Source organism: Micromonospora sagamiensis (assembly GCF_014680085.1).
Classification (GTDB): Bacteria; Actinomycetota; Actinomycetes; order Mycobacteriales; family Micromonosporaceae; genus Micromonospora; species Micromonospora inyonensis.
Genome location: NZ_AP023438.1, coordinates 5,989,690 through 6,001,562 on the forward strand (window position 1 = coordinate 5,989,690; position 11,873 = coordinate 6,001,562).

12 protein-coding genes are annotated in these 11,873 nt (G+C 74.3%); all 12 read left to right on the forward strand.

Annotated features, from left to right (window positions below; translation table 11 throughout):
• The first annotated feature begins 56 nt into the window (after window positions 1-56).
• The 12 genes from IGA62_RS25660 to IGA62_RS25715 all read left to right on the forward strand — a co-directional run bounded on the left by IGA62_RS25660 (window position 57) and on the right by IGA62_RS25715 (window position 11,849).
• The gene (locus tag IGA62_RS25660) at window positions 57-1,214 is read left to right on the forward strand and encodes an acyl-CoA dehydrogenase family protein (protein ID WP_145818479.1); all 1,158 of its coding nucleotides are present in this window, start codon (window positions 57-59) and stop codon (window positions 1,212-1,214) included.
• The gene (locus IGA62_RS25665) at window positions 1,211-2,326 is read left to right on the forward strand and encodes an acyl-CoA dehydrogenase family protein (protein WP_145818478.1); all 1,116 of its coding nucleotides are present in this window, start codon (window positions 1,211-1,213) and stop codon (window positions 2,324-2,326) included. The genes IGA62_RS25660 and IGA62_RS25665 overlap by 4 nt, the downstream gene beginning before the upstream one ends.
• Before the next feature lie 163 nt (window positions 2,327-2,489).
• Window positions 2,490-3,275 carry an ABC transporter ATP-binding protein gene (locus IGA62_RS25670; protein WP_145818477.1) on the forward strand — a complete coding sequence of 262 codons (786 nt, stop codon included), beginning with the start codon at window positions 2,490-2,492 and terminating at the stop codon, window positions 3,273-3,275.
• The gene (locus tag IGA62_RS25675; protein WP_145818476.1) at window positions 3,272-3,994 is read left to right on the forward strand and encodes an ABC transporter ATP-binding protein; all 723 of its coding nucleotides are present in this window, start codon (window positions 3,272-3,274) and stop codon (window positions 3,992-3,994) included. The genes IGA62_RS25670 and IGA62_RS25675 overlap by 4 nt, the downstream gene beginning before the upstream one ends.
• A 31-nt stretch (window positions 3,995-4,025) precedes the next feature.
• On the forward strand, window positions 4,026-4,904 hold the full coding sequence (locus tag IGA62_RS25680; RefSeq protein ID WP_145818475.1) for a branched-chain amino acid ABC transporter permease: 879 nt from the start codon (window positions 4,026-4,028) through the stop codon (window positions 4,902-4,904).
• On the forward strand, window positions 4,901-6,007 hold the full coding sequence (locus IGA62_RS25685) for a branched-chain amino acid ABC transporter permease (RefSeq protein ID WP_145818474.1): 1,107 nt from the start codon (window positions 4,901-4,903) through the stop codon (window positions 6,005-6,007). Before IGA62_RS25680 ends, IGA62_RS25685 begins: the two co-directional genes overlap by 4 nt.
• A gap of 97 nt (window positions 6,008-6,104) precedes the next feature.
• Window positions 6,105-7,385 (forward strand): ABC transporter substrate-binding protein, encoded by a 1,281-nt coding sequence (locus tag IGA62_RS25690; RefSeq protein WP_145818473.1) that lies wholly within the window; start codon window positions 6,105-6,107, stop codon window positions 7,383-7,385.
• A gap of 43 nt (window positions 7,386-7,428) precedes the next feature.
• Complete coding sequence (locus tag IGA62_RS25695) at window positions 7,429-8,199, forward strand: SDR family oxidoreductase (RefSeq protein WP_145818472.1); 771 nt, start codon at window positions 7,429-7,431, stop codon at window positions 8,197-8,199.
• 5 nt (window positions 8,200-8,204) lie between these two features.
• Window positions 8,205-8,984: an SDR family NAD(P)-dependent oxidoreductase gene (locus IGA62_RS25700; RefSeq protein ID WP_377464306.1), complete on the forward strand. Its 780-nt coding sequence runs from the start codon at window positions 8,205-8,207 to the stop codon at window positions 8,982-8,984.
• A complete protein-coding gene (locus IGA62_RS25705) occupies window positions 8,977-9,960 on the forward strand; it encodes a phosphotransferase family protein (protein WP_145818470.1) in 984 nt (327 codons plus the stop codon). Before IGA62_RS25700 ends, IGA62_RS25705 begins: the two co-directional genes overlap by 8 nt.
• Entirely contained in the window at window positions 9,960-11,195 is a 1,236-nt protein-coding gene (locus tag IGA62_RS25710) for an acyl-CoA dehydrogenase family protein (protein WP_145818469.1), read from the forward strand. Before IGA62_RS25705 ends, IGA62_RS25710 begins: the two co-directional genes overlap by 1 nt.
• 42 nt (window positions 11,196-11,237) lie before the next feature.
• A complete protein-coding gene (locus IGA62_RS25715) occupies window positions 11,238-11,849 on the forward strand; it encodes a TetR/AcrR family transcriptional regulator (RefSeq protein WP_145818468.1) in 612 nt (203 codons plus the stop codon).
• Window positions 11,850-11,873 lie beyond the last annotated feature (24 nt).

Below are 11,873 nucleotides of genomic sequence, written 5' to 3' on the forward strand. Positions count from 1 at the left end.
CCCGGCCGCGGCCTATATTGCACCGACAGTGCAACTATCGGACCGGAAGGATCTCCATGCCCGACGACACCGCCGCCCGGCTGCGTGGCCTGGTCGCCGAGCTGCTCCGGCGGCACGACCCGGCCGGTGGGCGGACCGCGTTCCTCGGTGCCCGGTTCGACGCCGGGCTGGCCTGGGTCCACCACCCGGTCGGGCTCGGCGGGCTGGACCTGCCCCGGCACCACCAGGCGGTGGTGGAGGAGGCCCTGGCCCGCGCCGGAGCGCCGGACGACCGGCCCCGGCGCAACAGCATCGGCCTCGGCATGGCCGCGCCGACCCTGGTGCGGCACGCCACCGGGGACCAGTGCCGCCGGTGGCTGCGACCGCTGTGGACCGGCGCGGAGATCTGGTGCCAGCTGTTCAGCGAACCGGACGCCGGCTCCGACCTCGCCGCCCTGACCACCCGTGCGGTCCGCGACGGTGACGACTGGGTGGTCGACGGCCAGAAGGTGTGGACCTCGATGGCCCACCGGGCGCGCTGGGGTCTCCTGCTCGCGCGGACCGACCCCGACGTCCCGAAACACCGGGGGATCACCTACTTCGTCTGCGACATGACCGCACCGGGCGTGCAGGTGCGGCCGTTGCGGCAGCTCACCGGTGAGGCGGAGTTCAACGAGGTCTTCCTCACCGGCGTCCGCCTGCCGGACACGCTGCGCCTGGGGGCCGTCGGTGACGGCTGGCGGGTGGCCCGCACCACCCTGATGAACGAGCGGGTCGCGATCGGTGGTCGTCCGCTGCCCCGCGAGGGCGGCATGATCGGGCTGCTGGCGCGCAGCTGGCGCGAGCGACCCGAGCTGCGTACCGGCGGCCTGCACGCGGAGGTCCTGGGCGCGTGGGTCCGGGCCGAGGCCGCCCGGTTGACCGCCCTGCGGCTGCGCCAGCAGCTCGCCGCCGGTGAACCGGGCCCCGAGGGGTCGGCGGTGAAGCTGTCCTTCGCCGAGCTGGCCCAGCGGATCAGCGCGTTGGAGCTGGACCTGCTGGGCCAGGAGGGACTGCGGTACGACGACTGGACGATGCGCCGCCCGGAGGAACCGGACCTGCTCGGCCGCACGGCGGCCTACCGCTACCTGCGGGCCCGGGGGAACTCCATCGAGGGCGGGACGTCGGAGATCCTGCGCACCATCATCGCCGAGCGGGTGCTCGGCCTGCCGGCCGAGCCCCGGGTGGACCGATGACCGACCTGCTCTACGACGACGTCGAGGAGGCACTGCGGGACAGCGTGCGGGCCCTGCTGGCCGCGCACGCCCCGTGGCAGCGGACCCTGGCCGGGGTCGACGGCGGCGAGCCGTACGACCCGGCGCTGTGGGAGCGGCTGGTCGGTCAGCTCGGCGTCGCCGGCCTTCCGGTACCCGAGGAACACGGCGGTGCCGGCGCCGGCTACCGCGAGGTCGCCGTGGTGCTGGAGGAACTGGGTCGGGCGGTCGCGCCGGTGCCGTTCCTGGGCAGCGCCGTGCTGGCCACCCGGGCACTGCTCTCCTGCGGGGAGGTCGGGCTGCTCGGGCAACTCGCCACCGGGCGGCGCGGCGCGACGCTGGCGGTCCCGTTCGCCACGCCACCCGGTGCCTGCCCGGCGACGGTCACGGCGGCCGACGGTCCGGTGCTCTCCGGCGCGGTGGCCGGCGTCGCCGACGCCCTCCCGGCCGACCTGCTGCTGGTCCCGGACGGCGACGGACTCTACGCCGTCGACGCCCGGGGGCCCGGGGTGCGGATGACGCCGGTGATCTCGCTGGACGCCACCCGTCCGCTGGCCGACATCGTCCTCGCCGCCGCCCCGGCGCGCCGGATCGCCGTCGGCGCGGCGGCCACCGGCGCGGTGACCGACGCGCTCACCGCGGGCGCGGCGCTGCTCGCCTCGGAGCAGGTCGGTGTGGCCCAGGGCTGTCTCGACCTGGCGGTCGGACACGTGCGGACCCGGCACCAGTTCGGTCGTCCGGTCGGGTCGTTCCAGGCGGTCAAGCACCGCCTGGCCGACGTCTGGGTGGAGGTCACCCAGGCCCGGGCGGTGGCCCGTCACGCCGCCGACTGCCTCGCCGTCGGTGACCCGGACACCGCCCTGGCGGCGTCGCTGGCCCAGGCGTACTGCGCGACGGTCGCGGTGACCGCCGCGGAGGTCTGCGTGCAGCTGCACGGCGGCATCGGGTTCACCTGGGAGCACCCGGCGCACCTCTACCTGAAGCGGGCGCGCAGCAGCGCCGTCGCATTCGGCACCGCCGACCGGCACCGGGCGGCCCTCGCCCGGCTGGCCGACCTGCCCGCCCCGCCGGAGACCGGCGCGCACCAGCCGTGAGCTGCTCGGATAGTGCAGAAAACAACGGCGGCGGACCGGTGGGTCGCGGATTCCGCCAACCGTTTCCGGCAGGTAAAAACGACGTATCGAAGGTGTTGACGAGCCACGCCAGAAAAGTACACTCACCGTGTAAATAGCGCCCGCCGACGGCGAGGGATGGGTGATGGAGCAAGGGCTCGCACTGCACCAGGTCAGGGTGCGCTTCGGCGGCCTCACCGCCCTCGACGACGTCTCGCTACGGGTGCCCGCCGCCGGCGTGCTGGGCGTGATCGGCCCCAACGGCGCGGGCAAGACCACCCTGTTCAACGTCATCTGCGGGTTCGTGGCCCCGGAGTCCGGCTCGCTGACCCTCGACGGCCGGCCGCTGCGACCGCGCCCGCACCGGCTGACCCGGCTCGGCATCGCCCGAACCCTCCAGGGGACCGGCCTCTTCGCCGGGCTCACCGTGCTGGAGAACGTGATGACCGGTGCCACGCACACCGCCCGCGCCGGGTTCCTGTCGGCCCTGCTCGGCCTGCCCCGCAGCGACCGCGACGAGCGCCGGCTGCGGCGGCACGCCCTCGACGTCCTCGACGGGTTGGGCATCGCCGGGCACGCCGACGCCGCACCGGCCACCCTGCCCTTCGCCGTACGCCAGCGGGTCGCGCTGGCCCGCGCGCTCGCGGCCCGACCCCGGCTGCTCCTGCTCGACGAACCGGCCGGAGGACTGGGCGCGGAGGACATCGCCGACCTGGCGGAGCTGATCCGCCGGCTGCCCCGCCGCGACCCCGACCCGTGCGCGGTGCTGCTGGTGGAGCACCACATGGACCTGGTGATGTCGGTCTGCGACGAGGTCACCGTGCTGGACTTCGGCCGGGTGATCGCCAGCGGCACCCCCGACGAGATCCGTGACGACCCGGCGGTCACCGACGCCTACCTCGGCGCGGCCGTCGACGGAGCCACGACGTGACCACCGACGGCCTGCTCGCCGTCCGTGGCCTGGTCGCCGGCTACGGAGCCGCGCCGGTGCTGCACGCGGTCGACCTCACCGTGGCGCCCGGCACCATCGCCGCCGTGGTCGGGGCCAACGGCGCCGGCAAGACCACCCTGCTGCGCACCCTCTCCGGCATGCTCCGCCCCACCCAGGGCCGGGTCACCCTCGCCGGGGAGGACCTGCGGGGCGTCCCGGTGGAACAGCTCGTCCGGCGCGGCATGGCGCACGTGCCCGAGGGGCGGGGCGTGGTCGGCGAGCTGACCGTGGACGAGAACCTGCGCCTCGGCGGGCTGTGGCGACGGGACCGGGCCGACGCCGCCCGTGCGCTCGACGAGGTCTACCAGCTCTTCCCGCCGCTGGCCGATCGGCGACGCCACCTCGGTCACCAGCTCTCCGGCGGTGAACGGCAGATGCTCGCCCTCGGCCGGGCCCTCGTCGGCCGCCCCCGGCTGCTCCTGCTCGACGAGCCGTCCCTCGGCCTGGCACCCCGGGTGGTGGCCCAGATCATGGCTCTGCTGCGCCGGTTGCGCGACGACACCGGGCTGACCGTGCTGCTGGTCGAGCAGAACGTGCGCAGCGCGCTCTCCGTCGCCGACCAGGGGGTGGTGATGGCCCTCGGCCGGGTCGTCACCACCGCGCCCGCCGCCCGGCTGCGCGACGACGCCGATCTGCGCCACGCGTACCTCGGATTCTGACCACCCCCGTCGTCCCCCGGAGGGAGGACCGTTGGACCGCTTCCTGTTCCTCATCCTCGACGGCCTGTCGAGGGGCGCGGTCTACGCCGCGTTCGCGCTGGCCCTGGTGCTGATCTGGCGGGCCGCCCGGATCGTCAACTTCGCCCAGGGGGCGATGGCCGTCGCCGCCGCCTACGTGGCCTACGCGATCTCCACGGCCACCGGCTCCTACTGGCTCGGCCTCCTCGGCGCGCTTGTCGCGGGGGTGCTCCTCGGCGCGCTGGTCGACGTGGCGGTCATGCGCTTCGTCGACCACCGGTCCCCGCTGAACCCGGTGATCGTCGCGCTCGGCCTGGTCCTGCTGATCCAGGCCGTCCTCGGGATGGTCTACGGCAACGAGTTCCGTCCGGTCGGGACGCCGTTGCGCCGGGACGCGCTGACCCTGGGCGGAGTCGCCGTGCTCTCGCCGTACGACCTGTTCGTCTTCGCGGCGGTCGCGGTGGTGGTCGTCGCACTCGCCTGGACCTTCACCCGCACCGCGGTCGGCCTCCGGATGCGCGCCGCGGCCTTCGCCCCCGAGGTGTCCCGCCTGCTCGGGGTGAACGTCGGCGGCATGCTCACCCTCGGCTGGGCGCTCGCCTCCGGTGTCGGGGCCCTGGCCGGCATGCTGGTCATCCCCACCGAGCTGGGCCTGCACCCGCACGCGATGGATCTGGTCTTCGTGTCGGCGTTCACCGCCGCCGTGGTCGGTGGGCTGGACAGCCCGCCCGGGGCCGTCATCGGTGGTCTCGCCGTCGGCCTGCTGCTCTCCTACGTCAGTGGCTACGCCGGTGGTGACCTCACCTCGCCGGCGGTGCTCGTGCTGCTGCTCGCGGTGCTGCTGGTCCGTCCCGGCGGACTGTTCGCCCCGGTCACCACGAGGCGGGTGTGAGCGCCACCCGGGCGGCGGCCCCACCGGCCCGTCCGCCGGCCGACGCCCGCCCGGTCCGGACGCCGCGCGGTTCGACCCTGCTGCGGCACTTCACCTGGACCGTCGTCGCCGCGTTGGCCGTGCTGGCCGTCAGCCAGCAGCTGGAGCCGTTCCGCAACTTCCAGCTCGCCACCGTGGCCGCCTACCTCTGCGCGACCGCCGGCCTGACCGTGCTCACCGGACTCAACGGGCAGCTCTCGCTCGGGCACGGCGCGCTGATGGCCACCGGCGCCTACACCGTCGCCCTCTGCCAGACCGCCTTCGGAGACCGGGGGATCACCGGAGCCTGGGTGCTGCCGGCCTCGCTGGGTGCGGCGATCCTGACCACGGTCGCCGTCGGCGCGGTCGTCGGCGTGGCCGCCGCCCGGCTGCGGGGCCCGTACCTGGCCGGGGTCACCCTGGCCGTCGCGGTGGTGGTGCCGGCGCTGACCGTCACCTTCGACGGCGTGTTCAACGGCGAGCAGGGGCTGTCGGTCCCGGTCGACCCGCCCCCGGCGGCGCTCGGCCTCGACTTCCCCTACGAGCGGTGGCAGCTCTGGGTCGCCGCGGCGGCCACCCTGCTCACCCTGCTGCTGCTCGGCAACCTGGTCCGCAGCCGGTTCGGCCGGACGTTCCGGGCGGTCCGCGACGACGAGGTGGCCGCCCGGCTCGCCGGGATCCACGTCGCCCGTACCCAGGTCCTCGCCTTCGTGGTGAGCGCGGCCTGCGCCGGACTCGGCGGCGCACTGCTCGCGGTGCTCGCGCAGAGCGCGTCGCCCGGTGCGTTCTCCCTGACGCTCTCGCTGTTCCTGCTGATGGCCGTGGTCGTCGGCGGCCTGGGCAGCCTCGCCGGCGCGTTCTGGGGCGCGGTCCTGCTGGTCGCCCTGCCGGACCTGACGCACACGCTGACCGAGCAGCTCGCCCTCTCGCCGGCCCTGGCCCAGCGGATGGAGGGCAACCTTCCGCTGGCGATCTTCGGAAGCACGCTGGTCGTCGTCATGATCGCCGCGCCCGGCGGCGTCCAGGGTCTGCTCTCCCGCCTCGTCCGGCCGCTGCTCGCCCGGTGGCCGCTCCGGCGCTCCTGAACCGTTCCCGTTCCGTCGGTCGCCGCTCGTGGGCGGCCGACCCCGCCACCCCACCACCCGTTCACCCGAACCGGACCAAGGAAAGGTCGGTGTCCTGATGCGACGCATCACCCGATGCGGTCTCGCGATCGCCACCTCCATGAGCCTGCTCGTCTCCGCCACCGCCTGCGGTGACGGTGGCTCCGACTCCGGGCGCGCCTCGGTGCCGGGCGTCACCGACACCGAGATCGTGGTCGGCACCCACATGCCGCTGACCGGTCCCGCCGCGGCCGGCTACTCCAAGATCGCCCCGGCCACCAAGGCGTACTTCGACTACGTCAACGCCAACGGCGGCGTACACGGCCGGAAGATCACGTACAAGGTGATGGACGACGGCTACAACCCGGCGAACACCCAGCAGGTGGTGCGGCAGCTGGTCCTCCAGGACCGGGTCTTCGCCGTCCTCAACGGGCTCGGCACGCCCACCCACAGCGGCGTGCTCGACTTCCTCAAGAGCAACCGGGTGCCCGACCTCTTCGTCGCCTCCGGCAGCCGCAGCTGGGACCAGCCCGACAAGTACCCGGGCACCTTCGGGTTCAACACCGACTACACGGTGGAGGGCAAGATCCTGGCGCACCACGTGAAGACCGAACTGCCCGGCCGGAAGGTCTGCTTCCTCGGCCAGGACGACGACTTCGGCCGGGACAGCCTGGTCGGCGTGGAGAAGGTGCTCGGCGCCGACGCGGTCGTCTCCCGGCAGACGTACGTCACCAGCAACCCCAACGTGGCACCCCAGATCGGCGCGTTCAAGGCGGCCGGCTGCCAGGTCGTCATCCTCGCCACCGTGCCCGGGTTCACCGCGCTGGCGGTCGGCACCGCCAAGCGGCTGAACTACACCCCGCAGTGGCTGGTCTCCAACGTCGGTGCCGACCACCCGACCCTGGCCAAGCAGCTCGGTGCCGCCGCGCCGCTGCTGGAGGGCATGATCGGGGCCAACTACCTGCCGATGCAGCACGACACCGCGGACCCGTGGATCCAGCTCTTCCGCAAGGTGAACAAGGAGCACAACGCGGACGCGCCGTTCGACGGCAACACCGTCTACGGCATGGCGGTCGGCTACCTCTTCGTGCAGGTGCTCCTCGCCGCCGGCAAGGACCTCACCCGCGACTCGCTGCTCGCCGCCGTCCGCAAGGGCGGGTTCCAGGGCCCCGGGCTGGCCCCGCTGCGTTACTCCGACACCGACCACTCCGGCTACGGCGGCCAGCGGCTGAACCGGGTGAGCGAGGGAGTGCAGAGCTACTTCGGCCCGACGTACGAGACCGACGAGGGTGACGGGCCGGTCAAGGAGTACACCGCCCCGCCGGTGACGCCCCCGGCCAACGGTGTGCCGACCGCCTGACCGACGTTGACGTGCGACCCGCCCCGTCCATAGTATTTGCACTATGAATGCAAGTTCAGGTCGACTGGCGGGTCGGGTCGCCGTCGTCACGGGGGCCAGTCGCGGCATCGGGCTGGCCGTCGGCCGGCGGCTGGTCGCCGACGGGGCCCGGGTCGGCGTCACCGGCCGGCATCCGGAGGCGCTGGCCGAGGCGGTCGCCGCCCTGGGCGGGCCGGCGCACGCGGTGGGCGTCTCCGGCCGCGCCGACGACGCCGCCCACCGCGCCGAGGCCGTCGGTCGGGTCACCGAGGCGTTCGGGTCGGTCGACATCCTGGTCAACAACGTCGGCGTCAACCCCGTCCACGGGCCCCTGGCCACGGTCGACCTGGCCGCCGTCCGCAAGATCCTCGACGTCAACCTGCTCGGCACCCTCGGCTGGGTGCAGGAGGTCTGCGTCGCCGGGATGACCGAGCGGGGCGGCTGCGTCGTCAACGTCTCCTCGATCGCCGGGCTGGCCCCGTCGTCCGGCATCGCCTTCTACGGCGTCAGCAAGGCCGCCGTCAACCACCTCACCGCCTGCCTGGCCGTCGAACTCGCCCCGGCGGTACGCGTCAACGCGGTCGCCCCCGCCGTGGTGAAGACCCGGTTCGCGGCGGCCCTCTACGCCGACCGCGAGGACGAGGTCGCCGCGGCGTACCCGCTGGGGCGGCTCGGGGAACCCGGCGACGTGGCGGCGGCGGTCGCCTTCCTCGCCTCCGACGAGGCGGCCTGGATCACCGGGCAGACGCTCGTCTGCGACGGCGGCCTCACCCTCACCGGCCGGACGACCGGATGACCGGTCTGACGCTCGCCGGGGCGACCGTGGTGGTGACCGGCGCGGGGTCCGGCATCGGCGCGGCGCTGGCCACCCGGTTCGCCGCCGACGGTGCGAGAGTGGTGGTCAACGACGTCGACGCCCCGGCGGCCCGGGCGGTCGCGACGCGGATCGACGGGCATGCCTGCCCCGCCGACGCGGCCGATCCCGCCGGGGTGGCCGCCCTGGTGGCCTCCGCCCGGGATCGGTTCGGCGAGATCGACCTGTTCTGCACCAACGCCGGGGTGGCGTCCGGCGGCGGTGCCGACGCCTCCGACGAGGCCTGGGCCCGCGCCTGGCGGGTGAACGTGATGTCCCACGTGTACGCCGCCCGCGCACTGCTGCCGCACTGGCTCGCCGTCGGGCGCGGCCGGCTGCTGGTCACCGCCTCGGCGGCCGGCCTGCTCACCCTGCTCGGCAACGCGCCCTACTCGGTGACCAAGCACGCCGCCGTCGGGTTCGCCGAGTGGCTGCGGGCCAGCTACGCCCATCGCGGCGTCACCGTCCAGGCCCTCTGCCCGCAGGGGGTGCGCACGCCGATGCTGGCCGACGCCGACGGGCTGAGCGCCGCCCTGCTCGACGACACCGCGGTCACCCCCGATCAGGTGGCCGAGTGCGTCGTCGCGGCACTGGCCGACGACCGCTTCCTGGTGCTGCCGCACCCGCAGGTCGCCGCCTGGTACGCCCGCCGCGCCGCCGACCCGGACCGCTGGCTGCGGGCGATGAACCGGACCCAGCGGGACGCGGAGCGGGGACGGCATGGCTGAGCTGCCCGGCCTCGACCTGTCCCGCCTCGCCGACCACCTGGACCGGGTCGTGCCGGGGCTGCGCGCCGGACCGCTGTGCGGGGAACTGCTGCCCGGCGGGCGATCCAACCTGACCTACGCGGTGACCGACGGCCGGTCCCGGTGGGTGGTGCGCCGCCCGCCCCTGGGTCACGTGCTGGCGACCGCCCACGACATGGGGCGCGAGTACCGGGTGATGCGGGCCCTCGCCCCGACCACCGTGCCGGTGCCGGAGATGGTGCACCTCTGCCCGGACCCGGCGGTCCTCGGCGCACCCTTCTACCTCATGGCGCACATGCCGGGGCGGGCCTACCGGGAGCCGGCGGAGCTGGCCGGCGTGGGGTCGGGGGGTGTCCGTGCCCTGTTCCTGGCCCTGGTGGACGTCCTCGCCGAGCTGCACGCGGTCGACCCGGCCGGGGTGGGCCTGGCCGACTTCGGCCGCCCCGAGGGCTTCACCGGCCGGCAGGTACGGCGCTGGAAGCGCCAGCTCGACGCGTCCCGCAGCCGGGACCTGCCCGGCATCGAGGAGCTGCACGACCGGCTCGCGGCGGCCGTACCGGAGACCCGGTCCGGGGTGATCCTGCACGGCGACTTCCGGCTCGACAACGTCCTCGTCGGTGGCGACCGTACGGTGCGGGCGGTCCTCGACTGGGAGATGTCGACCCTGGGCGACCCGCTGACCGACCTGGCGCTCTTCCTGGTCTACGCCGGTCGCGCCGACCTGCCCGGACGACCCGGGGACGACGAACTCGCCGCCCGGTACGTAGCCCGCAGCGGCCGGCGGGTCGACGGCCTGGACTGGTACCTCGCCTTCGCCGCGTTCAAGCTCGCGGTGATCCTCGAGGGGGTGCACTACCGCTGGGTGCACGGGCAGACCGTGGGCAGCGGCTTCGACGGTGTGGGCGCACGGGTGCCACCGTTGGTGGCCCAGGGCCTGACGAGGATACGGAGGCTCTGATGGACTTCGGCTACGACGAGACGACCGAACGGCTGCGGGAACGCCTGCTCGACTTCATGACCGAGCGGGTGTATCCGGCCGAACCGGTCTTCGAGCGGCAGGCCCGCGACCGTACCGACCCGTGGACCGTCCCGCCGGTCGTCGCCGAGCTCCAGGCCGAGGCCCGCCGACGGGGCCTGTGGAACCTCTTCCTCCCCGGCGCGCACGGCGCGGGCCTGACCAACCTCCGGTACGCCCCGCTCGCCGAGATCACCGGCCGGTCCCCGAGCCTGGCGCCGGTGGCGCTCAACTGCGCGGCACCGGACACCGGCAACATGGAGCTGCTGGCCGAGTTCGGCTCGGCGGAGCAGCGGGAGCGCTGGCTGGCCCCGCTGCTGGAGGCCCGGATCCGGTCGGCGTTCGCGATGACCGAGCCGGCGGTGGCCTCGTCCGACGCCACCAACATCGCCACCCGGATCGAACGGGTCGGCGACGAGTACGTGGTCAACGGCCGCAAGTGGTTCGTCACCGGGGCGATGGACCCGCGCTGCGAACTGTTCGTGGTGATGGGCCGGACGGATCCGACCGCGCCCCGGCACCGGCAGCACAGCCAGGTCATCGTCCCGCGGGACACCCCCGGGGTCAGCGTCCGGCGCGGCATGCACACCTTCGGCTACGACGACAGCGACCACGGCGGGCATGCCGAGATCGACTTCGTCGACGTCCGGGTTCCGGTCGGCAACCTGATCGGGGCGGAGGGTTCCGGGTTCGCCATCTCGCAGGCCCGGCTCGGCCCCGGCCGGATCCACCACTGCATGCGCCTGGTCGGCATGGCCGAACGGGCCCTCGAACTGATGTGCCGACGGGTCGTCGACCGGCACGCGTTCGGCGGGCCGCTGGCCGCGCAGGGCGTCGTCCGGGACTGGATCGCCGAGTCCCGGGTCCGCCTCGAACAGGCCCGGCTGCTCGTGCTCAAGACCGCCTGGCTGATGGACACGGTCGGCAACCGGCAGGCGCACACCGAGATCCAGGCGATCAAGATCGTCGTTCCGGAGACCGTCGAGTGGATCATCGACCGGGCCATCCAGGCCCACGGCGCGGCCGGGGTCAGCCAGGACACCCCGCTCGCGCGCCTCTGGACCCGGGCCCGCGCCCTGCGGCTGGCCGACGGGCCGGACGAGGTGCACCGGCAGTCGCTGGCCCGCCGGGAACTGCGCCGTCACCAGCCCGAAGTCGCCGCGGGGACGCACGTCTAGACTCGGCGCGGATGATCGGCGGTGCGGGAGGAGAGCAGCGGGATGGGCAGGGCCGAGGCACCGGGGCGGGTCGACGGGCGCACCGCCCGGGCCGAACGGACCCGGGCGGCCATCGTCGAGGCGCACCTGGCCCTCATCTCCGAGGGCGACCTGCGGCCGACCGGGGAGCGCATCGCCGAGCGGGCCGGCATCTCGCTGCGGACCCTCTGGACGAACTTCAAGGACATGGAGACGCTCTTCGAGGCCAGCGGCGAGGAGGTGCTCCGGCAGCAGGACGCCGCCTACCGGCCGATCCCGCCGACGCTGCCGCTGGCCAAGCGGGTCGACGCGTTCTGCCGGCAGCGGGCCCGGCTGCTCCAGCTCATCGCGCCGTCCGCCCGGGCGGCGCAGATGCGTGAGCCGGTCTCCGAGCAGTTGCACCGCAACCGGCTCAAGCACGTCGACCGCCTCCGCGACGAGGTCGAGCAGCTCTTCGCCGCCGAGCTGACCCAGGCCGGCGCGGGACGGGAGCAGTTGGTGCACGCCCTGCTGACGGCGAGCATGTGGCCGGCCTGGTCGATGCTGCGCGACGGTCTCGGGCTGGGCGTGGACCAGGCCCGCGCGGTGATGGCCCGCACGGTGTCCGCCCTGCTGGCCGATCCGGCCGCCCGCTGACCGCCGCCTCTTTCCATCCGGTTA